Consider the following 23,568-nt stretch of genomic DNA (forward strand, 5'->3'; position numbering starts at 1 on the left):
CGCATGACACGGGGCGGATCGGGCCTGAGACGGAGTTCATGGGCGATCTCTTCCTCGGTCCGTGGCGGCTCTTGCATATCAGGGACTTGTGTCATCGCTCCACCTCTGGCTGGGGCGCACGCGGCGGGCGCTGATCACCATCCGTACGCACGATCTGCACGACCTGCTGTCGTCTTTCGCCGAGACGCAGTTCTGCAGCCCCGAAGAGCCGGTCCACGATCAGGACGTTGCCGAGCACGCGGGTGTTCACGATCTGGCCGCGCCCATCCGCGCCGATCACGAAGAGCGGAGGCATTTCGCCCTGGGCGATGCCGGGGGGGAACACGACATAGACACGGCGCCCGTCGTCGAAGACCGAGACCGGCCGCCAGGGCGGGGCATCGCCCTGCAAGCCGTAACGGTAGTGCCGTTCGGCCTCGTGCGGGATCGCCGGGCGGCGGATGGTCGGGGCGCGGGGCGTGGATCGCACCTCTGGATAGGCCCATGCGACGCTGGGCATCCAGGTCTCCTCGTCTGCGTGCAACTCGATGTGGTAGCTGCGCCGGTCGGTGTTTACGACGAGATTGGTGGAGATGTCGGGGCGGGTGGGCTTGACGAGGATATGGACGCGCTCGGTGCGGCCCGACCCGCTGGTTGTGTCGCCGATGATCCAGCGCGTGGTGTCGCCGGCCGCGATCGGGCCGGGGCCGGTCAGGCGTTCGCCGGGTTCGAGCGCGATATTCGTGATCTGGCCGAGTGCTGCATAGATCTGGTAGAGCGCGCCTTCGCTCCACGGGAAAACCTGCATGGCGTTGTAATAGCCCTGCTGGCGGGGTTCGACGCGGGCGGCGGCATTGGCGGCGATGATGCGGGCCTCCGGTGTGTCCGCTTCCGGATCGCCGCCGCGGGAGGGCGTCCAGGCCGGGGGTGTGTGGACCGGGCGTGGTGGTCCCTCAACAGGGGGCGGCGGCGGTGGCGGAGCAAGGGCCGGGACCTGGTCGTCATAGGCGATTTCGGGCGGGCGTTGCCCCGTGCAGGCGGTCAGCGCCGTGGCCGCTAGGAGAAGAACGGGGATGGGGCGAAGTCGATTCATTGGGCATTCTCCCTCGACCAGTTGATGGCATGGACATAGACGCCGAGCGGGTTGGCCCGCAGGCGCTCCGCATCGCGCGGCGGCTGGATCACGACGGTCAGGATGGCGGTCCAGCGTTCGGTTGTGGCGAGCTGACCGTTTTCGTAGCGGCGCTCGATCCAGGCGACGCGGAAGCTCGTGTCAGAGGCGCGAATGACACTCGAGACCTCGATGGAAATCTGCGTGTCGCCGACCTGCGCGAAGGGATCGTTCACCCGGGCATGGTCATTCAGCGCGACGGAGCCGTGATCCGTGGCGAAATCGTAGGCACGAAGCCAGTTCTGGCGCAGCACGATCGGATCGGCCGGGACCTGCCGGACATGCTCGACGAAGCGGGCGAGGTGCCAGGCGATCTGCGGGTCGGTCGGGCGATACTCGGCAAGCGCCGGGGCTACGGCCTGCGCCGCACCGAGATGGTCGACCTCGACCACGTAAGGGACGACGCTGCTGCGCGTCGATTGCCAGGCGAGCGCCGCGCTGAGCCCGGCGGATAGGGCGAGGCAGCCCATCGCCATAAGGCGCCAGTTGCGGGCCTGCACACGGGCCGAGCCGATGCGCTCGTCCCAAACCTGGGCGGCCTTTTGGTAGGGGGTGACGGGCTCGGGCGTGGTGCCGTAGCGGACACTGGGACGTCGGAACATCAGGAGGACCTTTCGGAGAGGCTGACGACCGTGCCGCCGCCGCCATGATCGCCGGAGCGGATGACGTGGGCGGCGGTCGAGAGGCCGTGTTGAAGGGATTGCTGGCGCTTCATCCGGCGCGCCCAGTCGGGTGGGCCGTCATTGGCCGGGGAGGGCAGGGCACCACCCGCCATCCGTCCCCCGGTGGCGGCATAGGCTGCGCGGGCGCCGGACTGCGCGCCGTCCGAGATCGCGCGCCGGAGCGGGCTGAACGCGGCGACAGCACCGGTCTTGCCAACAGCGGCCGCGCCACCGACGGTTTTTCCGAGGCCTGTGCTGCGCGAGGCTGCGCCGAGCTGGTATGCAGTGGCGGTTCCGCTGCCGACAGCGCTGCCACCGCGCAGGGCGGCACCGCCAGTGCCAAGGGCCATCCGGGTTCCGGCGACACCAGCGACTGCAGACCCGCCCACGGCAATTCCGGTGCCGACAGCGGCACCTGCGCCGAGCTGCGGTCCACCCGAGACGATGCCATTTGCGATGCCGGGGCCGAAGATGCCGAGGGCGAGAAGTGCCAGCGCGCCGAGGACCACAGACATTGCGTCATTGATCGTGGGCTCACCCGCAAACCCGGCGGTGAATTCGCTGAAGATGGTGGAGCCGATGCCGACGATCACGGCCAGCACCAGCACCTTGACGCCGGAGGAGATGACAAGGCCCAGCACACGCTCGGCCATGAAAGCGGTCTTGTTGAAGAGGCCGAAAGGCACGAGGATGAAGCCTGCCAGGGTGGCCAGCTTGAATTCGATCAGGGTGACGAAAAGCTGGATCGCGAGGATGAAGAAGGACAGCAGGACCACCAGCCAGGCAAAGAACAGGATCCCGATCTGGATGAAATTCTCGAAGACGGCGACGAACCGGGAGAGGTCGGCGATTGAGGCGAGGATCGGCTGGCCGGCCTCGAGCCCGACCTGCGCGATGCGCCCGGGCTGCAGCAGCTCGCTGGCGGAAATGGTGCCGCCGGTGGCGACGAGGCCAAGGCCCGCGAAACTGTCGAACACAATCCGGGCCAGCGTGTTCCAGTTGCCGATGATATAGGCGAAGACCCCGACGAAGAGGGTCTTTTTCACCAGCCGTGCAATGATGTCGTCATCCGTACCCCAGGCCCAGAAGAGGGCCGCCAGCGTGATGTCGATGACGATCAGCGTGGTGGCGAGGAAGGCGACGTCGCCACTCAGAAGGCCGAAACCGGAATCGATGTAGGAGGCGAAGACCTCGAGAAACCGGTCGATGACACTGACGCCGCCCATTGCCTTACTCCGTCCCGGCCGGCTCTGGAGCCAGATCGAAGAAGCGCTGCCGGGCCGCCTCCCAGGCGGCCCGGCATTCGGTGTCGGTGGCGTAGTCTTCGGGCGTCAGGTCACGGCAACGCGCGAGGGTGCCGCGCAAGGCGTCATCCCTGACCACATGCCCGGTGTCGGTGGGCAGGATCGTCTGGGTGAGTTCCACAGCGGCGGCGAGGGCGGCAAGGCCGCCGATACCGAAGGCGATCAGGCGCAGAGTTCGCGGGGTGTCGAGTGCCATACGCTCAATCCCCGAAGAAGTGGACGGCGCCGGGGGAGTAGCCGCCGCCGTAATCGAGGAACCGTTCGAGGTTTTCGCGGCCCTGCGCCTCGGCGGAGGCGATGCGGGCGGCTTCCAGCGCTTCGGCCCGGTTCTGCGCGGCGATGGCTGCCGTCAGATCGGCGATCTGTGTCGATTGCAATGCGAGCAGCTGGTTGCCAGCCTGCGCGACCTGCAGGGCCCCAACGGCTCCTTGGCTTTCGCGGATGAGCGCGTCCATCTGAGTTCGCGCGCCGTCGATATTGCCCACGACCCCGGCCTGCACGCGCAAGCTGTCCTCGAAGCTCGCGACGGATGTTTCCCACCGCTCGCGCGCTCCGGCGATCATCGCGTCGAAATCGCCCTGCGCTGCGGCAGCACCGTAGTCCTGCGTGAAGGCCTGTTCGATAGTGGCCACGTCGAAGGCGAGGCTTTGGGCATCGGCTAAGAGTCGCTGGGTTTCGCCGATGGCGTCCTGCAGCTGCGCCAGAGAGGAATGCGGTAGGTTCGCGAGGTTCAGCGCATCGTTCATCAGCATCTGCGCCTGGTTCTGGATCTGCGCGATCTGGTTGTTGATCTGCTCCAGCGCGCGGGCGGCCGAGAGGATGTTCTCGGCATGGTTGCGCGGGTCGTAGACGATCCGCCCACCGCCGCCGAAGAGGAAGGCCTGGGCCGGTGTCGTCAGGACGGGAGTGATCGCGAGGGCGCTGGCCATCAATACGGCGGCGAGATTGCGGGGCCGGGCAGGGCGCTCAGGTTTGCGGGTCATGTTCTGTCTCCTTCTGGTTAGGGTGAGGGGGTGTCGGATCGGCTGGTGCAATGTCGGGCCCGAGCAGGTCGATGGCCCAATCAAGACCGCGATGACGCAGCCAGGCGGCGGCAAAGCCATCCCGGCCATGGGTGGCGATAAGATTGCTGATTGCGGCCTGATCGGCCTTGGAGGCGGCGGCGGTGAAGGCCAGAGCCACCTCGCCGAGGCCCAGCGAGAAGAGCCGGTTGCCCCGCCGCGACTGGCAGTAGTAGTCGCGCTTCGGCGTCGCGCGGGCGAGGATGTCGATCTGGCGGTCGTTCAGCCCGAAGTTCTGGTAGATCCGGGCGATCTGCGGCTCAAAGGCCCGTTCGTTGGGAAGGAAGATCCGCGTGGGGCAGCTCTCGACAATCGCGGGCGCGATGAGGGACCCGTCGATATCGGCCAGCGATTGGGTGGCGAAGATCACCGAAGCGTTCTTCTTCCTCAACGTCTTCAGCCATTCGCGCAGCTGCCCGCCGAAATTGGCGTCATCGAGCGCAAGCCAGCCCTCGTCGATCAGGATCATGGTGGGACATCCGTCAAGCCGCGTTTCAATCCGGTGGAAGAGATAGGCCAGCACGGCGGGTGCCGCTGCTGAGCCGATCAGCCCCTCCGTTTCAAACGCGAGCACGTCCGCGCTGCCCAGGTCTTCGGCCTCAGCATCGAGAAGCCGTCCGAAAGGCCCGCCGAGGCAGAAGGGCTTGAGCGCGCGTTTGAGTTCGGTCGACTGCAGCAGGACCGAGAGGCCGGTCAGCGTGCGTTCCTCGCGCGGGGCCGAGGCCAGAGAAGTCAGTGCTGACCAAAGATGGTCCCGCGCGCTTGGGTCGATCGTCGCGCCTTCCCGTCCGAGGATTCCCGCGAGCCAGTCCTGCGCCCAGGCGCGTTCCGACGTCTCATCGATCCCGGCGAGTGGTTGCAGCTGCACGGCGGGGTCTTCGTCGGCCAGTGCGTCTCCGAGGTTTTCCCAATCGCCACCCATGGCGAGCGTGGCGCAGCGGATCGAGCCGCCGAAGTCGAAGGCGAAGACCTGGGCACTGGCATAGCGCCGGAACTGCAGCGCCATCAACGCTAGCAGGACTGATTTGCCCGCCCCGGTCGGGCCGACGATCAAGGTATGGCCGACATCGCCCACATGGGTGGAGAAGCGAAACGGCGTTGTGCCGTCGGTTTCGGCGTGGAACAGTGGCGGGCCGTCTAGATGGTCGTTCCGGTCCGGCCCCGCCCAGACTGCCGAGATCGGGATCAAATGGGCGAGGTTCAATGTCGAGATGGGTGGCTGACGGACATTGGCGTAGAGATGGCCGGGCAGGGAGCCGAGCCAGGCCTCGAGCGCGTTCAATGTTTCCGGGATGCAGGTGAAATCGCGCCCTTGCACGATTTTCTCTGCGGCCTTCAGTTTTGCCTCGGCGGCTGCTGCGTCCTCGTCCCAAACGGTAATCGTGGCGGTGACGTAAGCCGCACCCGCCACATCGGCGCCGAGCTCCTGCAGCGCCTCGTCTGCATCTGCCGCCTTGTTGGCCGCGTCACTGTCGAGCAGGGTCGAGGCTTCGTTGGTCATCACCTCCTTGAGGATCGCGGCCACCGACTTGCGCTTGGCGAACCACTGTCGGCGGATGCGGGTGAACACCCGGGCGGCATCCGTCTTGTCGAGGCAGATCGCCCGCGTGCACCAGCGATACTCGAAACCCTGCGCGTTCAACTCGTCGAGCAAACCGGGCCAGGTGGCGCTTGGTAGCCCGACGATGGTCAGGGTCTTGAGATGCGCGGCTCCGAGCCGGGGTGTCAGCCCACCCACAAGAGGATCATCGGCCAGCACCGCGTCCAGATGCATCGGGACCTCCGGCACGCGGACGCGCTGGCGCCGGGTTGACACGGTCGAATGCAGGTAGGTCAGGGTCTCAGCATCGGAAAGCCAGGCGATCTCCGGCATGAACCCGTCGAGCAGATCGGTCAGCCGGTCGGCGCGGCCGACAAAAGCGGAGATCAGGTCCTGAGGCTTGGTGCGGCGATCCGGGGCGTTTTCGAGCAGCCAGCCTTCGGCGCGGCTCGCGTCGTCTGCGGGCGGCATCCAGACAAGCGTCAGGAAATACGCGCTCTCGAAATGCGCGCCCGCTTCTTCGAATTGCGCGCGCCGTTCGGCATCGACAAGGGCTGAGACCGGATCGGGAAACTCGGAGGCAGGATAGTCCTGTGCCGGCATCCGCTGCGCCTCGATGAAGACGGCCCAGCCAGAACCAAGCCGCCGGAGGGCGCTGTTCAGCCGGGCCGACGTGGCGACCAGTTCGGCGGGCGTGGCTGAATCCAGATCCGGACCCCGAAACCGCGCTGTGCGTTGCAGGCTGCCATCCTTGTTCAGGATGACACCGGGCGCGACCAATGCAGCCCATGGCAGAAAATCGGCCAGTAGGGCGGATTTGGAGCGGTATTCGGCCAGACGCATCATCGGCTCAGACCCCGAACCAGGACGGGTATCGGAGATGCCGCCGCGCCACTTCAGCGATCTGTGCGTCTCGCTTCGCGGCCCAGACTGCGAAAAGGTGGCCGACCAGCCAAAATGCGAGGCCTACGAGCCAGAGCCGCAAGCCCAGCCCGATGGCGGCCGCCAGGGTGCCATTGGCAATGGCGATGGTGCGGGGAGCACCGGCCAGCAGGATCGGATCGATCAGGGCGCGGTGCACGGGCGCGAAATAGCCGGGAATGTCGGTGGGGTTCTCCATCAGATCAGCGCCCCGCCGCCAAAGGAGAAGAAGGAGAGAAAGAAGCTCGAGGCCGCGAAGGCGATGGACAGCCCGAAGACGATCTGTACCAGCCGCCGGAATCCGCCCGAACTATCGCCGAAGGCCAACGTCAGCCCTGTGACGATGATGATGATTACAGCGACGATCTTGGCGACCGGGCCTTCGATCGATTCGAGTACGGATTGCAGGGGGGCTTCCCACGGCATGCCCGACCCGGCGGCGAGCGCCGGCTCTGGCAGGGCAAAGGCGAGGAGGCTGAACGCAGTTGCGCCAAGGGCTGTGCGAAATGATGGCAGAAGGGTCATGGATGGCTTCCTTGTGTTGGTGGCAAAAGGGGGGTGAGGGCGTAATCGCCCGAGGCGGTCAGGCCGGTGACCACCGCTTCTTGGATCAGCTGCTCGAGCCGCCGCAGCGCACCAATGGCGGACCCGGCATGGATCGTGCCGATCCCGCCCGGATGACCGGTGCCCCAGGCTTTGAGCAAGTCCAGCGCTTCCGGCCCGCGCACCTCGCCAATGGGGATGCGATCAGGGCGCAGGCGGAGCGAAGCGCGGACCAGATCGGACAGGGTTGCGACCCCGTCTTTCGTGCGCAAGACCACGAGATTTGGGGTCAGGCATTGCAGTTCGCGCGTGTCCTCGATCAGAACCACGCGGTCTGCGGTCTTGGCGACCTCCGCCAGGAGCGCATTGGTCAGGGTTGTTTTGCCGGTGGAGGTCCCGCCCGCGACAAGAATATTGGCCTGGCTGGTGACCCCCTCGCGCAACTGCGCAGCCGCATCTGAGGAGAGAATGCCCTTTGCGACATAGTCCTCGAGGGTGAACACTGCGACGGCGGGCTTGCGAATGGCGAAGGTCGGCGCAGACACGACTGGCGGCAGTAAGCCCTCGAAGCGTTCGCCGCTTCCCGGCAATTCGGCCGAAACACGCGGGGCTGCTGCATGAATCTCCGCCCCGACGTGATGTGCGACCAGACGGATGATCCGCTCACCCTCTGCGGGGGAAAGGACTGCACCTGTATCGATGAGCCCTTCCGTCAGCCTGTCGACCCAAAGCCGCGCATCGGGGTTCAGCATTACTTCGACAACGCTCGCATCCTCGAGCCAAGCAGTAATGCCGGGCCCGAGTGCCGTGCGCAGCATGCGCGCGCCGCGAGAGGAGATTTCTGATTTGAAAGGCGTAACGGTCATGATCGGCCTCGCGATGGTTCACGAGACCGATCAAGAAGACCGTTATTGAGCTACAGGCAACAGCTGTGAAGACGTAGTAGTTGTTTGGCGCGCATCGGCAGGTCGTAGCGTATTTTGTTCTAAGGCAGTTATGAACTCTGCTGAGGAGCTTTGTCAGTGTAGGTCGCGGCAAAGACAGTCTCAGAAAGCCACTTCTTGAAAGACGGGTTGTCGCTGAACTGCTTGAAAAGCTCAGTATGATCTGACAGCAGCTCGATTACCGCGCGCTCTAGGGCTTTGTCGTGCTCGATACGAGCGTTCTGCTTGTCCGAGTTTTGCATTGCGTTCTGGTAGGCCTTGTCAGCCGCGACCTTGGTGGGCAATTCCTCGGCGATTACCTTCCCGATCTTGTCAGCGTCCTTCCAGTCGATGTTGCCGAACATTTCATTGAACGTTTTCAGGATGTTACTCAATAGGTCGAGCTCAGGCTCCGGCTTGCGACCGCCTCCTCCCAATGGAACTGGCCCGATTTCCGCGTCGGCATCGGGAAGTGCAATCGACATAGTCGCCTGCGCCTCTACCCGATAGCTGTCCATGTCGATTGCTTCCAGAATGCCTTTTGACAGATCTTGCTCCTCGGGCGCCGGCAATTTCGGTGTGAGGAAGTTCAGGAAAATTGAGAGCTTCTCCCACTCCGCGTTCGTATAGGGCAGGATTGCCGCCAGGAAACCGTAGGTGCGCGTGAAAGCCTTCGCCTTACCTTTGAAGTCGACTTGCCCATCTTCATCGAGGTCGGCCTTGTAGACTGCGACGCACGCATCGAGTATCGGGTCGAGCTTGTCGCGGTCGGCGCCGGAAAGATAAAGCGCCACGAGGTCCTCAACCTGTTCCCACGAATAGACCTGATAGCCATCGAGCCGCGCTTTCAGGTCGTGCAACTTGTTCGGGTCGGTCTCCTCGCTCAGGATCGTCGTGCGGTAATAATCCTCGAACGACGCCTTGATCCCATCAACGTCGTTCATGAAATCCAGCACGAAGGTATCGTGCTTCTGCGGATGCGCCCGGTTCAAGCGCGACAGCGTCTGCACGGCCTTGATACCGGAAAGCGTCTTGTCCACGTACATCGTGTGCAGCAGCGGCTCGTCGTAGCCGGTCTGGAACTTGTCGGCGACGATAAGGAAACGGTACGGATCCTTCTGGATTGTCTCCTCAATCTTGTTGCTGGGAAAGCCGTTAAGCGATGCCTCGGTGACTTTCTTTCCGCCATATTCATGCTCGCCCGAGAAGGCGACGATTGCCTGATATGGGCTCTTACGTTCCTTCAGATACTCCCCGAATGCGTGGAAATATTGGATAGCGCGATGAATCCCGCTGGTCACGACCATTGCGCGCGCCGCGCCGCCGATCTTGCGGTGGGCCATCACCTGGTCGTGGAAATGATCGACCATGATCTCCGCTTTCTTGCGGATTGCATGATCATGGGACTCGACGTAGCGCCGAAGCTTCTTTTGCGCCCGTTTGCTGTCAAATTGCGGATCATCCTCCACCGTCTTCATCAGGCGGTAGTAGCTTTCAACCGGAGTGTAGTGCTTCAGCACGTCGAGGATAAAGCCCTCTTCGATGGCTTGTTTCATCGAGTAGTTATGGAAGGGGATGTGCCTGACCTTGCCGCCCTCAGGCACTGCCGTGCCGAAAACCTCAAGCGTTTTGTTCTTTGGCGTGGCGGTAAAGGCGAAATAGCTCGCGTTCGGCAGGACCTTCTTGGCTTCCATAAGCCGATTGATGGTGTCTTCGACCGTTTCTTCTTCGTCCTCGGCCCCATTCGCTGCGAGTGCAATGTTCATTTTCGCAGACGTTCGGCCGCCTTGGCTGGAATGCGCCTCGTCGATGATGATGGCGAAGTTTCGACCGCGATGGCTATCGCCGATCTCGTCCAGGATGAACGGAAATTTCTGTACTGTGGTGATGATGATCTTCTTGCCCTGCTGCAGGAACGTCCGCAGCTGCTGCGAGCCTTCGGTGACTGCGCCAACGATCGAGGACACTTGAGCGAACTGCTTGATGGTGTCGCGGATCTGCTTGTCGAGCACGCGGCGGTCGGTGACTACAATGACAGTGTCGAAGGTTGGTTTGCCGCGTGTCTCCAGCCCTATGAGCTGGTGACCGAGCCAAGCGATCGAGTTGCTTTTTCCTGAACCCGCTGAATGCTGGATCAGGTACCGCCGTCCGGCACCTGCGGCCTCGGCATCCGCCAGCAGTTTGCGCACAACGTCCAGCTGATGGAAGCGCGGGAAGAGCTGTTTCGGTTTCTTTTTCTTGCCTCGCTCATCGGTCTCCTCAACCACCTGCGCATAGTTTTCAAGGATGTCGGTGAGGTCCCGCTTGGTCAGAATTTGCTTCCACAGATAATCGGTCTTCAAACCGTTAGGGTTCGGCGGATTGCCCGCGCCATCGTTCCAGCCCTTGTTGAACGGCAGGAACCAAGAGGCCTTCCCCTTCAGATGCGTACACATGCGCACCTCGTGGTCGTCGACGGCCCAATGAACGACGCAGCGGCCAAACTGGAACAGCAACTCTTTTGGGTCGCGGTCGCGCTTGTACTGCTCGACCGCATCCTCGACAGTCTGTTTGGTCAGGCTATTCTTCAACTCGAACGTGGAGATAGGCAGGCCGTTAATGAACACGGCGGCGTCGAGCGACAGTTTTGTTTCATCCTTGGAATAGTGCAACTGGCGCGTGACGCTGAATATATTGGCCGCGAACAGTTCCTCGGCCTTGGTGTTGCCGGGGGTGGGCGTGCCGAAGAACAGTTCGACCGAGCCTTGTCCATGCTTCACCCCGTTGCGCAGCACGTCGATCACACCGCGTTTCGCGATTTCACCCTGCAAACGGTGCAGGAATTGCAGCCGCTTTGGGCCATCCTCACCAATGCCAAGCGCCTCGACCACGTCTGGCTGAGTGGAATTCAGGAAAGCGAACAGCTTCACGACGTCGATGGCGTGGTCCCGGTCGAAATCCTTGGAGTCACCCGCAGCATATCCCGCCTCGTCGATCAGCGAGCGGACGATGAGGGTTTCGAGACCCTTTTCACTCGTGTCAGTGTGCTGCCGCATTCGACGAACTCCTTCAACCTGCGTGCTGGGATCGACCCGAATGAGACCTGCTTCGCTGAGGAACGCCTCAAGCATCGGGTCTTTTGCCTCGAACCCTTCGATCAGACGTCGCGCCGCGTCGGACGGCATGTCTATTCGAACACGAGAGCTGTTGGCTTGTGTCACCGATGCAATTGTTATTTGCCCATATGGAACGCCGACATAGGCGGCTACCATTGAGACGAGGCGTTGCCGCTCTTTCTCGTTCATTTCATCGGGGTCACGCGCCACGATCAGATCGACCAGCATCTTTTGTTCCGCCGTCATCGGCGACGGATCACCACGTGCAATGATGCACGGCGATCGTTTGTATCGTTTGAGGTAGCTCACGCCCCATTTTTCATTGTCCGCGCGCTCGTGGCAATTTGCGCAAAGGGCAATCAGGTTTTCGAGCGAATGGTCCTGGGACTTGCTCCATGGGATGACGTGCGCATACTCGAGCGGCAGCGACGCGCAGCAGACCGCGCAATGATGCCGAGCCTCGAAAAGCACGTCTCGCTTTATTTCTATGGGGATGGCAGGCCTATTCGTCGGCATCGGCCCTCACCATCACCTCGGGGTCGTCGCCCTCCAGGTCTTCCAGCGTGTCGTCCTCGTCTGCGATAGGCTCGTTCGCAAGCGCGGCGATCTCGATGTGGCGCACGTCCAGCTTCCCGGTAACGACATCGGCCACAAGCCGCTCGCGGTATTCCTGAATAAACCCGATCTCGCGTGCAGCCCGTTCGGCCGTTTCATCCAACGGGGTGCATTCCCGGGTCACATGCTCGAGGATGGCAATCTGCTCGTTCTCTGGCGGGATTGGGATGGGTATGGCTTTCATGAAACTCTGCGTGAGCTTGTCTCGCGTGGCGCCGCCGACGTAGTTCGTATAGTCCACGCAATTGAGAGCGTGCACAATAAACTCGGGTCGATTGCCGGGCTTTGGTCGCAGGACGTGAATGTGATTGTTGGGCCAGACCTTGCCTTGCGAGAAGAATGCCACTGGCTTGTTACGGTCGAAGAACGGTGCTCCGTCTTCGCCGAGCAGGATCAGGTCCTCATCGAGCAAGAAATCGTTTAGATGATCGATGATTTGGTTCGCGCCCCAATAAGGGATATTACCGAGCATCTTTTCACGGGCAGACGCTTCGAGCGGTACCCGCTTGCCGTCTAGACAGGTGGAGAGGTGCCGCAACGGGGTTATCACCCACTTCTCGGGGATTTCCGGCATCCAAGCGATACCGGTTGGCTTCATTGCAGCATCCGGGTTCAGGCCGCGCGTGACGGCCCCGTTGATGATCGCCTGCTTCTGCTCGTTCAACAACCCGATCAGCCGCCGTTTGTTGCGGATTAGACGGCGGACGCGCAGGTCGTAGCTATGTATAAATTCCACTATCCTCCGCTGTTCATCCTCAGGCGGCTGAGGCATCGGAATGGTACCGAAGCGGTCCGAATAAAGCCGCAGGAAACCCGACATGCCGGTCCCAAGCCCTTTGGATTCCTGACGAAATTTAGCCCGGTAAATGTTTGTTTTGAACAGGTTGACGAAGTAATCGGGTTCAATTGGTTGCAAGAGGCGGAAGACCGCATAGTCAGGGCTTACAAGACCGTCCTCACGCGCAACGGCAAACATGCCATTCGATGCCTGCATTCGGTTTAGGACCATTTGTCCGGCTTGGACCCGCTTGTAACCCTTCAAATCCTCTGGCGTCACTGGCTTGGTCGAGACCTTGTTGTGCGGGATCAACCCGTGTGCCTGGCGCATCGAAAGCAATGTTTCGGTGCCCGTATCCGTTCGTTCATCAACTTCGCGAAAAAGGTATTTGCTCCTCACAACCTTCCAGTGTTCTGGAGCGGCTCCGAGCCAATCATGAGCACTGTCGCGATAACCCGAGTATGGTTTTGGGCCAATGGTATTCTCCGCCTCGGCGGCGCGATCAGTTTTAATGTCCATTTGGCCCTTGTCGATCATTGGTTGGTCAAAAAGTGAGGGTTGCGGCAGGTCGCGCGGTGGTGGTGGAGCAACCGGGCGTTCGTGACGTGCATCAAGCCCAACGGGCCGACGGCTACCGCCAGCAGCGCAAATCACCTCAATAGGTTGGCGGAACAGAAGAAATTCCGGGATCGACAGCGGTTCGATCTCGTGCAGGCTCTCCGCCTCATCGCCCTTCAGCTGCTCGCGCAGTTCCATCAGCAGTCGGCCAAGCACGTTCATGCCGACGAGAGTGCCGTCGTCAATCACCTTCGCGCCCCAGAAATCATCCTTGCGGGATTGCTCGACGATGGGCCGGTCCCCGGTCGACAGCAACAGCCTGCCGAACTCATTCCAGTTCTGCGCCAACTTCACCCGCAGGCTCCAGCGCATGATCTTCACGCGTACTGCGTCCCAATCCGGCCTCGAATCCTCGCGGAACGGCTTGCTCCGCATTTTCGCCGTCATCGGGCTACGCTCGTCGATGATCGTGCGCTGCACATCCGGCAAATGCGGAAAGCGGCACGCCTGATAAAGAGCCTCCGACGTTCGGATGCGGACACCGTTCACACGTAGCGGAAAGCCTCCAGCCATATTCGACAACCCGCCAAACCGCTCCTTCGTCTTGAGGAAGACGACGCTTGTTTCGCGGTCATATGTTCGGAACTGATTATTCCGGGACGCTTCAGAAGTCGAAGTCATCTAAATCGACCTCTTGTTCATATGTGCGCCGTTGCAGCAATGGATACCACTTGCTGAACGGATGATTGCGGTGGGCATCGGGATCGCCCCACCACAAGGCGAGGGGCGCGTTGTTGGGACAGTTCCGATAGGTCACGATGGTCGAGCCGAAGCCGACGCCAAAACCACTGAAACCGAGAGGGCGCATGATGGCTGAGGGGTTCTGGCAAAATCCACGGATACGCACGCCCGCCATGAGAAATTCGCGTTCGAGCAGTTGGCGACCTTCGTCTGATGAGAATATCTCGATTTCTGGCTTGCCGCCCGGTTGGCGTAGCTCCAAGGGGAAACGTCCTTGTTGCGCCAAATAGGCCGCGAGAGCAGGATCATCTGGGACGGTCGCGGGCCAAAGAACGTCGGACGAGTTCCGGTATTTCATCCTGTTCTCGAGCCTGATGGCTGCCCAAATGTGAAGCTCAATAGTCTTCCCAGCAGCTTTAGCGGCTTCTTTGATCCTGTTCTCGCTTTGCCATTCACCCAATCGATGTGTTCCTATGACAAGAACATGGATAACCGAGTTTGGTGGGGCCGAATTCTGTAGCCATGCGCTGAGATCAGTTGTGACCCGACCTCCCGAGAAAATTACGTCGTCAAGGTAGATGAATGCGCCACCGGGACGCCCACAGGCATTTATGTCCAAGCCAAGCTGTTCGTGGAGGGCCTCTCCAAATAATCCCTTAATGTGCTTCTGGCTCTGGCCATTCTGCTGAATATCAAGCAAATGAGCCTGCGACCAGAAGGTCCCCGGGTTGCCGCTGGTAAGCTCCTTGTGGGAAATAAGAGACGAGAAGAAATCCTTGACGGATGCCCGTGTGATGTACGTCTGCTTTAGAACGTGATCCATCTCGCGGAGGATCGGAAGTTGCACGTCCGCGCCAAACTGATTGACCCACCGGTCTACATGATCTGGAGTCGGTGCCGGAAGATCACCTTCACGATAATCTGCGGTTGTTGCAGCTATGGAAGCAAGAAGGTCATTGCGTTCAGTCATTTGTGGCTCTTTAATATCAAAAATAGAAATTCAGCAGATTATAGACCTTCGAAGTAAGTTTGTATCTTATGCGCCATCAATCTACGACGTTGCTCGAGAAAATCGTCGAAGGTCGGGATATCGCCGTCTAGCAGAGACACCGGTAGGCAACTCATCTGCAAATTTGACCGCATCTCTTCTCCTGTCGTGATCCCGCCGTACTTTTTTAGGCCGCCGTTGCATTGGTCAGCAAGCTCATTGAAATAGACTTTCGGATCGCGGTCGCCTATTCCAATGTTGATTTCGCTTTGGGCGAGGACGAAATTTGCGATCTGATTGTAGCGACCGCGCGTCAGGCCCTGTCCCTTAAGGTGATTGCGCGGATAGACGTGATGCACATCGCTTCGGTTTAGAAGAAGATCACGCACGGTTATGTCGCGAGACAAGAAGCCGAGATCACCGAGTTTTGCCTGAGCTGCCTGATAGACTAAGAAATAAGGGCTTGAACCTGATGAGGTTTCCATCTCCTGCGGCAGCAGCGTATTCCAGAAGCTCTCAGGCAGTTCGGCGTCGATCACAGCATCTGTGTAACTAGCCAAGCCACGAGATTCGATCTGGCGAATATCAAAGTCGAAGGCCGTTTCTGGGCTTCCTGAATAGCGCCCACGAAGTAGCGACATCACGTACCAGCGCCGCACAAGTCGCTCTAAGTCGGCAGCGGGCATGCTCTCAGCCCGACCTCGCAAGTAGAGGATATAGGCGAAGTTTATTGCGTTTTGACTACGGATTAACCTCGAGGTGACAAAACCAGCCGAACGAAGGATCATTGTCAATCGATCAAAGTGCGTCTTGTTTATAAAGTTCAGAACACCTGTCTTCAGTCGGGAAAAAGCCTCTTCAGCAACGGCTTCTTCATACTGTTTGGTCTCGAAGTTTCGACCCGAAAGTAAGGCAACGAGGTCTTGGAGTTTTCCGCGTCGGAATTCTGATGTGAACGCAACTCTAAGCATGTCTGTGTAAGTGGGATCGTACAGGTCGTCATTGACGTCTTTTAGCCAACGCATCTTTGGTAGGAATTCGGATGTGGCGAATGCCTTGTCGCCCTTTTCAATGCGAGGCAAAAATTCAGGCGCGACAGCAAGGTGGCAGAAATAGTCGATAGCCTTGCGGAGCATGTTGCCGCCATACGTGTCGTTCGCCGCGATTTTCGACATGGCGAAGTCAGCTTGGCTAAGCGATGCACCGGCCGAATTCACTCGGATGAAGATCTCGGTTACCGTCTCGATATCGAGATCTTCAGCCAGTTCGATGATGCCTACCTGATTGTTTATAACCTTGCGAACCTTCTCCAGCACCAATGAAATCCGGTCCTGATCAGCCTCCGGATTGCGCGCTGTGTATTCACGCGTGAGCTTGGTCAGGCTGGCGTCAGGCGCAAAAACCGTCGCCAAGTCCGGAATCCAGGAGGCATCTTTCTGGATCGCCGGGTTCGAGACCTCGAATCGCTCGTCGACTGGGTGGAACGCGATCCGGATCCGTACCGTCTCGTAATCCTTGGTCAGCACTCCCTGGCCGAGTAACGCGGCCATGAGCGCGGTGACGCGTTGCTGCCCGTCAATCAGAATGCGCTTGCCCGACGAGGTGGAGCCATCCTTCAGTCGGACCGACGGGTTCCGCCATGCGATCAGATAGCCGACCGGGTAACCCTGATAGAGTGAGTCCAAAAGGTTCCGTACCTTAGTCGCATCCCATACGAAGGGGCGCTGGATCTCCGGGATTGCTATCTCGCCGGACTTCACCCAGGTCAGAAGTGTCTCAATCGGATGCGGGGTCACGGAATAGCGCTGGGTGGCCATGCTTAGCGACCTCCCGTCAGCACGTCTTCAAGCAGCCCTTCGGTTTCCTCTTCAAGCGCCCGGATGTCAGATTCAATCTCCTGGAGTGTCCGCAGAGGCTGCGGTTTGTAGAAGTGCCGCGTAAAAGATATTTCATAACCGATCACGGTTTTCGACGGTTCTATCCAAGCGTCCGGCGCGTGAGGCAGAACCTCACGTCGGAAAAAAGCCTCGATACCGCCCCTCTCCAAGAATGGTACCTGCTCGGTATCTCTTAACTCCGTGTCCGGCTCATATTCGACGATTGCTGCTTTGCCACCGATAGTTCGATGGTAACTGCCGTGCAGCGCGTCGGCTTCGGCATCGGCGCTCTGCTTGATCTTGGTCGCCTTCCTAATAACAGGTTCCGCTTTAGGATCCTTGATGCCAAACCCTGCCATCAGGAGCTTTTGGCGTTTTGCCGTCATACGGACGCCGTGCTTGCTCGCAACAGCTTCAGCTTCTTCAATGAAGTGGTTAAAATCGTGATGAGGGCCTTCGCCAAGCCGCTCGGTTACCTCTTCCACAACGCTAATGAGGGGCTCGTCGTCAGCCTCCCTACATGTCTTGGTGAAATGACGCTGCGCGTTGGCCGAAAGTTCGACCTTCAAGCGCAAGGGCCGCTCGACGGTGACCTTCCAGTAGCCAAATGCATCGTTGGGGAAAATCTTAGACTGCTCGTTTTCCTCGCTGTTGAGAAAGCTATCGCAAATTCGCTTGATGTCGTCCGGTCCAAGAACGCAGTTCTTCTTGCCAAGGTTCTTGCGCAACGGCTTGAACCAAGTCGTAGCATCGATCAACTGGACCTTACCCTTACGGCATGGTGCCTTGCGGTTACTGAGCACCCAAATGTATGTTGCGATACCAGTGTTGTAGAAGATGTTCAGCGGCAGCGCGATGATTGACTCGAGCCAGTCATTTTCAATAACCCAGCGCCGGACATTGCTCTCGCCTGATCCTGCGTCGCCGGTAAACAAAGCCGACCCGTTGTGCACTTCTGCTATGCGGCTGCCGACTTTGCTGTCTTTCTTCATCTTGCTCAGCATATTGGCCAAGAAAACCATCTGACCGTCGCTGGAACGGGTGATCAGACTAAATTCTGGGTCTCCGCCATGCTCTATGATGAAGCGAGGGTCGGTGATATCCTTCTTGCCGCCCATCCGGTCAAGATCGGATTTCCAGCTCTTGCCGTATGGTGGGTTCGACAGCATGAAATCGAATTCCCTCGACGGGAAGGCGTCGGCTGACAGTGTCGAGCCATATTTCATGTTCTCAGCTTCGGCACCTTCACCTTTTAGGATCAAGTCTGCCTTGCTGATGGCGAAGGTTTCGGGTTGAACTTCCTGTCCGTATAGATGGACCGAAGCTTCTTTGCCGTGCTCTGTAGCCAGCTGGATAAGCTTTTCCTCTGCCACGGTTAGCATGCCGCCAGTGCCGCACGCGCCGTCATAGACAAGATAAGTTCCGGACTGGATGTCGTCCGCTATTGGTTTGAAAATCAGGTATGCCATGAGTTCGACGACATCGCGAGGCGTGAAATGCTCGCCGGCTTCCTCGTTGTTCTCTTCGTTGAAGCGTCGGATCAGTTCTTCGAAGATTGTACCCATGGAATGGTTGTCTAGGCCGGGTAAGCGCTCGCTGTCATCTCGATGAAGAACTGGTCTTGGGCTGAGGTTGACTGACGGGTCGAGAAACTTCTCTATTAGGAACCCTAAGATATCTGCGTCTACAAGTGTCGGGATCTGATTACGGAATTTGAACTTTTCTAGAACCTCCTGAACGTTCGGCGAGAAGCCATCAAGGTATGCTTCGAAATCCGCTTTTAATTGCTGGCGACGGGCCTTTGTTGTCAGATCCCGTAGGCGAAACTGAGAGGTATTGTAGAATGCTTCACCAGACGCCTGACAAAGCGCGGCATGCTGATTTGCAACGCCTGCTTTATCGAGCTGGGCCTTCATTGCGAGAACGGCGTCTTTAGTCGGCTCCAAGACGGCATCGAGACGACGAACAACAGTCATAGGCAGGATGACATCCCGATATTTACCGCGAACATATACATCGCGAAGAACATCGTCGGCGATGTTCCAGATGAAATTGCTGATGTTCAGATCACTCACTCTTTTGCCCTCAATCCCTTTTCTTCGCAGATTCTTTCTGCATATCGATCCAGCTATTGAGGTCCGATCTCTTGAAGCGCCATGCGCCTGCAACCTTGAACCCAGGCAGATCGCCACGCTTAACGAGCCGGTAGACTGTCTTCACGTCGACGTTCAGATAGCCAGCCACATCTCGCACGGTCATAGCTTGGTCAGCCGTATCCGTCATTATCGCATCCTCGCTGATGTTCTTACGATAGCAGCGGAGAATAGGGCAAACCAGTCCATTCTCGTCTAAGTTTGCTTTTGCATAAAAAAATCGCTTCACGACTGAACTTTTTGGGTTAGCTCTGGCAGAGTTGAGCTGCGATGCGAGGCTCGTGAAGGCAGTCCTGGGCGTATTTCACTTAAATCTGAAATTGCGACTTAGGACTGGCTTTCGGTCGCGCGTAGATCATTTTCGATTTCTCGAGACAGTTCCTTCGCGAATGTCGGGCCCTTAGAAAGACGCCGTGACAGCGTTTTTACAAATCCGCCATACCGCTCTTTCCCTTTGGCCTTGGCCGCTGAGTAGGTGTCGTCTGGCAAAGGTGGCGTTGTCGTCAGCCAGAAGCGGACGAACAGCGCCAGCGCCTCGGTCGTGATCTCCTGATCGCGTTCCAGCCGCTCGAGCGACCGCGTCAGACGGTCCAGCCTGCGGACGATCGCGGCCTCGCTCTGTTCGGCGCTGTCGGGTGAAAGGAACGACGCCAGTGCCGCTTCGATGATCTGGGTTTTGGGGACGCGCCGCCGCGCGGCCAGTTCGTTGATTTCATCAAAGAGGGCTGCGTCTACATAGGCAGTGATCTTGGCTTTCTTCATGGGGTCACCTCACAGTTCGATCCCGTCGTCCGGATCGAGGGCCGCTTGACGCGCGGCGTGGCGGAAACGGGTCTGCATGGTACGGGCGCGTTGGGCCTCGTCGTCAGGTTCGTCTTCGAGAGCCGCGAATTCCTCGCGCGGGAACGGCAACTCAGGCGCCACATCTTCATGCTCTTGGATCTCAGGCTCTCGTCGGATGCCGCCATCCGCGTCCTCAGCGGGCTTTTTCATGCCAGCTTCGTGAGGGGGTGTGACCGGCTGAAGACAGCTCCAATCGTCGGTTCCTGCAGGGCTGACGGGTGCAGATGCTTCCACTATAGACGGCTTTTGGATTCTCGCCTGCAGTTGCGCGTCGCGGAAGTACCGGACTTTCTGCGCCCGGATTGGTGCCGCGCCCGACACGAGGATGATTTCGTCATCGGGTGGAAGCTGCATGATCTCACCGGGGGTGAGCAAGGCCCGGGCGGTTTCCTGGCGAGAGACCATCAAATGTCCGAGCCAGGGCGACAGGCGGTGCCCGGCATAGTTCTTCATCGCGCGCAGCTCGGTCGTGGTACCGAGGGCGTCAGACAGGCGCTTCGCCGTGCGTTCGTCATTTGTCGCGAAGGCGACGCGGACATGGCAGTTGTCCAGGATGGCATTGTTCTGGCCATAGGCCTTTTCGATCTGGTTCAGCGATTGGGCGATCAGGAAGGCCTTGAGGCCGTAGCCGGCCATGAAGGCCAATTGGCTTTCGAAGAAGTCGAGACGGCCGAGGGCAGGGAACTCGTCGAGCATGAACAGCAGGCGGTGCTTGCGGTTGGTGTTGTGCAGCTCTTCGGTCAGACGACGACCGATCTGGTTCAGGATCAGCCGGACCAGCGGTTTGGTGCGGGAGATGTCAGAAGGAGGCACCACCAGGTAGAGAGTGAGCGGTTGCGCGCTGGAGACCAGATCGTCGATACGCCAGTCGCAGCGGCGGGTGACGGAAGCGACGACCGGGTCACGGTAGAGGCTGAGGAAGGACATGGCCGTGGACAGGACGCCAGAGCGTTCGTTCTCGGATTTGTTCAGCAACTCGCGCGCGGCCTGGGCGACCACCGGATGGGGGCCGTCACCCAGATGGGGCGTGCGCATCATTGCAGTCAGTGTGGTGGCGATGGGACGCCGAGGATCGGACAGGAAGGCGGCGACGCCCGCCAGTGTCTTGTCCTTCTCGGCATAGAGGACATGCAGGATCGCGCCGACCAGAAGGGAATGGCTGGTCTTCTCCCAATGGTTTCGCCGCTCGAGTTGGCCTTCGGGATCGACGAGGATGTCTGCGATGTTTTGCACGTCCCGCACCTCGCGCTCGCCGCGGCGGACCTCGAGCAGCGGATTGTAGGCGGCGCTGGCGGCATTGGTCGGATCGAAGAGCAGGACACGCCCGAACCGCGCCCGCCATCCGGACGTGAGCTGCCAGTTCTCGCCCTTGATGTCGTGGACAATCGCGGAGCCGGGCCAGGTCAGCAGGCTTGGGATCACCAGGCCGACGCCCTTGCCGGAGCGGGTGGGGGCGAAGCACAGCACGTGTTCCGGGCCGTCATGCCGGAGGTAGCGCTTGTCGAGGCGGCCCAGCACGACCCCGTCGTCTGCGAACAGCCCGGCGGCGGTGATATCCTTGGGGCTTGCCCATCTGGCAGAGCCATAGGTTGTCACGTCGCTCGCCTCGCGCGCCCGCAGGACCGACAGCAAGATGGCGACGGCAAGGGCGGCGATCCCGCCAGCGCCGGCGATTGCGGCCCCTTCCATGAAGACGCGGGGCGCGTAGGCGTCGTACCAGTACCACCAGGTGAAGACCTGCCACGGGCGGTAGATCGGCAGGCCGAACAGGGCGGTGAGAGGCGCGCCAAGCTGGGGCTGGAACCCCAGACGAAACGCGACCCATTGCGTCGCCGCCCAGACGAAGAGCAGCGCCACGATGCTGACGATGATGATCTGGCCCCAGAGGATCTTGGTGGCCGATGCCGTGTCCTGACGGCTCATGGTGATGTCCTTTCTGCTCAGAGGCTCAGCCCTCGCTTGCGCCCGAGGCTCCAATCGATCCCGCCGCCGGGCGTCATCGTGCCTGTGACGGTCTGGCCGAGATGGCGTTCGAGTTGGGGGGTCCAGGGGACGAGCGAGAAGCCGAGACCATCGTCGATCATGGCGAAGCGGCCCGAGGCGAGATCGAGGCGTTGCCGGAACGTCCCTGTGACGGGTTCGCCCTCGGTCGGCTTGTAACGGGGGAGGCCGGTTTGTGTGCTGAGGTCTTGAGCGATGGTGTCCAGTTCGCGGTTGCGCAGGGTGGCCAGCAGATCGCGGGCAAAGGTGACCCGCTGCCCTTGCCGTCGGGCGAGGCCTTCGGCGACCAAATGATCCGCACGCTGCTCCAACGCCTGGCGAACCTCTGCGCCAAATCCAGCACCGCTCAGCGGTGCGCGATCTCGGGCAAGATGCAGGCGGTCGAGCCAGGTCGCTCCATCGGCCGCGATCTGGGCGGCCAGCGACAGATCGGAACGACCGACAAGCGACAGTTGCTGTGTCCCGTCCGTCTTCCCTGTCCAGAGCCGGGTTTCGACAATGCCACCTTGCGGCGTGTCGCCGGTCGCATCGAGATCCCGGAAGCGCAGGTGATGAACACGACCGTCAACGCCGTCGATGATCGCGTAGCCGGTCCCGGCGTGGTCGTCATGAAAGCCGCGTTCCACGAGCCGCCCGAGGATCGGGGCGGTGGGTGTGCCTTCGATGGCGAAATCACCCGCTGCGCGGTTGCGGTCGGCGCCCATGGCGCGGTGCATCCGTTTGATGATGTCGCCGCGCATCCCAAGCTCGCGCAGAGTGTCTTCGGCATCTGGTTTCAACTCCCAGACGGCAGGGGCCAATTGTTCGGCCAGCCCAAGCCTCTCCAGTGACTGGGCGCGGCCGATCATCAAGCGGCGCAGCAACGGATCGCGGGGTCCCGGCGTTCCGCGGCGCAGGTCGGCGATGCCGGCATGATCGTCCGCCAGGGATCGCAGGCCGCGGTCGAGATCGGTCCAGCGCTCCGCTGTGACCTGCGTTTCCAGCGCTTGGGAAATCTCCCGCGCGCTGCGGGGGCCCAGTTCCAGTTGTACGAGGTCTTCTGCGCGCGCGCGAAACCCCTGGCTGATATAGTCACGCGAGATCACAAGGTCCCGCCCATCGTCGGCCTTTCCGCGCACCAGGATGTGCACATGCGGATTGTCGGTGTTCCAGTGATCGACGGCGACCCAGTCGAGTGTTGTGCCGAGATCCCGTTCGGCTCGGGCCATCAGATCCCGGGTGAAGGCGCGCAGATCCTCGAGATCGCCCGCGTCTTCCGGCGAGATGATGAACCGGAAATGATGCCGGTCCTCTTCGCAGCGCGCCGCAAATCCGCCCCGGTCGAGTTCATCGCGTTCACACCCGAACAAGTCGGCGTCGCGCCCGTCCTGACCGACGCCATCGCGCTGCAGGTAGCCGAGATGCTTGGCCATGGGCGCGGAGCGAAAACGCTTGCCTTGGTGGCGCACGACGCGGGCCTTCACGACGACGCGTCGGGACGTGCGGGTCAGACCTTTGGCGGTTCGGGCAAACCGTCCACGCCCGAAAGCGGCGTTGCCGGAGCGCGTGCTGCCCGCGCCGATACGATAGCCGGTATGTCCGGATTTCCGCGCTGCACGCATCACCTCGTTGACGAAGCGTGTTGATTGCTTCGGGGTCTTGCCGCCGTCGCGGATACGCCCGGGCCGTATGCGGAGGTCATCGTCGCGCCCGGTCATGGCCGCACTCGCTTGCAGAACATGCCCCACAAAGAATATCGCAAAATCAGCATTTTAGATGAAGTCCTGCGGCATGCAGCTTGGATGTGCCGCACAAATCCTCGAAGAGAAACAACAG

Annotated in this window: 18 protein-coding genes; all 18 read right to left on the minus strand. The window is 60.4% G+C overall.

Annotation, left to right across the window (positions count from 1 at the left end; all coding sequences use genetic code 11):
* Positions 1-91: 91 nt before the first annotated feature.
* The 18 genes from trbG to BM234_RS00650 all read right to left on the minus strand — a co-directional run bounded on the left by trbG (position 92) and on the right by BM234_RS00650 (position 23,450).
* Positions 92-1,072, minus strand: coding sequence for a P-type conjugative transfer protein TrbG (gene trbG, locus BM234_RS00565; RefSeq protein WP_092059608.1), 981 nt, complete (start codon positions 1,070-1,072; stop codon positions 92-94).
* Positions 1,069-1,752: a conjugal transfer protein TrbF gene (gene trbF / locus BM234_RS00570; protein WP_092059610.1), complete on the minus strand. Its 684-nt coding sequence runs from the start codon at positions 1,750-1,752 to the stop codon at positions 1,069-1,071. Before trbF ends, trbG begins: the two co-directional genes overlap by 4 nt.
* A complete protein-coding gene (trbL, locus tag BM234_RS00575; protein ID WP_092059612.1) occupies positions 1,752-3,038 on the minus strand; it encodes a P-type conjugative transfer protein TrbL in 1,287 nt (428 codons plus the stop codon). Before trbL ends, trbF begins: the two co-directional genes overlap by 1 nt.
* A gap of 4 nt (positions 3,039-3,042) precedes the next feature.
* The gene (gene trbK-alt, locus BM234_RS00580; protein ID WP_092059614.1) at positions 3,043-3,312 is read right to left on the minus strand and encodes a putative entry exclusion protein TrbK-alt; all 270 of its coding nucleotides are present in this window, start codon (positions 3,310-3,312) and stop codon (positions 3,043-3,045) included.
* Between the two features lie 4 nt (positions 3,313-3,316).
* Positions 3,317-4,099, minus strand: a complete 783-nt coding sequence (gene trbJ, locus BM234_RS00585) for a P-type conjugative transfer protein TrbJ (protein WP_092059616.1) — start codon at positions 4,097-4,099, stop codon at positions 3,317-3,319.
* Positions 4,083-6,563, minus strand: coding sequence for a conjugal transfer protein TrbE (trbE, locus tag BM234_RS00590; RefSeq protein ID WP_092059618.1), 2,481 nt, complete (start codon positions 6,561-6,563; stop codon positions 4,083-4,085). Before trbE ends, trbJ begins: the two co-directional genes overlap by 17 nt.
* Positions 6,564-6,567: 4 nt before the next feature.
* Positions 6,568-6,837, minus strand: a complete 270-nt coding sequence (locus BM234_RS00595; protein WP_092059619.1) for a VirB3 family type IV secretion system protein — start codon at positions 6,835-6,837, stop codon at positions 6,568-6,570.
* Positions 6,837-7,163 (minus strand): TrbC/VirB2 family type IV secretion system protein, encoded by a 327-nt coding sequence (locus BM234_RS00600; protein ID WP_092059621.1) that lies wholly within the window; start codon positions 7,161-7,163, stop codon positions 6,837-6,839. Before BM234_RS00600 ends, BM234_RS00595 begins: the two co-directional genes overlap by 1 nt.
* Complete coding sequence (trbB, locus tag BM234_RS00605) at positions 7,160-7,999, minus strand: P-type conjugative transfer ATPase TrbB (protein ID WP_425439220.1); 840 nt, start codon at positions 7,997-7,999, stop codon at positions 7,160-7,162. The genes BM234_RS00600 and trbB overlap by 4 nt, the downstream gene beginning before the upstream one ends.
* Before the next feature lie 176 nt (positions 8,000-8,175).
* Positions 8,176-11,670: a type I restriction endonuclease gene (locus BM234_RS00610; protein WP_175501165.1), complete on the minus strand. Its 3,495-nt coding sequence runs from the start codon at positions 11,668-11,670 to the stop codon at positions 8,176-8,178.
* A 31-nt stretch (positions 11,671-11,701) separates the two neighbouring features.
* Complete coding sequence (locus BM234_RS00615; RefSeq protein WP_092059626.1) at positions 11,702-13,831, minus strand: NADAR family anti-phage protein; 2,130 nt, start codon at positions 13,829-13,831, stop codon at positions 11,702-11,704.
* A complete protein-coding gene (locus BM234_RS00620) occupies positions 13,815-14,861 on the minus strand; it encodes a phosphoribosyltransferase-like anti-phage protein (RefSeq protein ID WP_092059628.1) in 1,047 nt (348 codons plus the stop codon). Before BM234_RS00620 ends, BM234_RS00615 begins: the two co-directional genes overlap by 17 nt.
* Positions 14,862-14,899: 38 nt before the next feature.
* Positions 14,900-16,696: a GmrSD restriction endonuclease domain-containing protein gene (locus BM234_RS00625; RefSeq protein WP_092059630.1), complete on the minus strand. Its 1,797-nt coding sequence runs from the start codon at positions 16,694-16,696 to the stop codon at positions 14,900-14,902.
* A 2-nt stretch (positions 16,697-16,698) separates the two neighbouring features.
* Positions 16,699-18,831: a type I restriction-modification system subunit M gene (locus BM234_RS00630; protein WP_092059632.1), complete on the minus strand. Its 2,133-nt coding sequence runs from the start codon at positions 18,829-18,831 to the stop codon at positions 16,699-16,701.
* 10 nt (positions 18,832-18,841) lie between these two features.
* Positions 18,842-19,039, minus strand: a complete 198-nt coding sequence (locus BM234_RS00635) for a helix-turn-helix domain-containing protein (protein WP_092059634.1) — start codon at positions 19,037-19,039, stop codon at positions 18,842-18,844.
* Between the two features lie 197 nt (positions 19,040-19,236).
* Positions 19,237-19,671 (minus strand): ribbon-helix-helix protein, CopG family, encoded by a 435-nt coding sequence (locus tag BM234_RS00640; protein WP_092059636.1) that lies wholly within the window; start codon positions 19,669-19,671, stop codon positions 19,237-19,239.
* Positions 19,672-19,680: 9 nt separating this feature from the next.
* Positions 19,681-21,675: a conjugal transfer protein TraG gene (locus BM234_RS00645; RefSeq protein WP_092059638.1), complete on the minus strand. Its 1,995-nt coding sequence runs from the start codon at positions 21,673-21,675 to the stop codon at positions 19,681-19,683.
* 17 nt (positions 21,676-21,692) lie between these two features.
* On the minus strand, positions 21,693-23,450 hold the full coding sequence (locus BM234_RS00650; RefSeq protein ID WP_092059640.1) for a relaxase/mobilization nuclease domain-containing protein: 1,758 nt from the start codon (positions 23,448-23,450) through the stop codon (positions 21,693-21,695).
* Positions 23,451-23,568: the final 118 nt, after the last annotated feature.

Origin of the sequence: Poseidonocella pacifica (assembly GCF_900111875.1) — a bacterium.
Lineage (GTDB): Bacteria > Pseudomonadota > Alphaproteobacteria > Rhodobacterales > Rhodobacteraceae > Poseidonocella > Poseidonocella pacifica.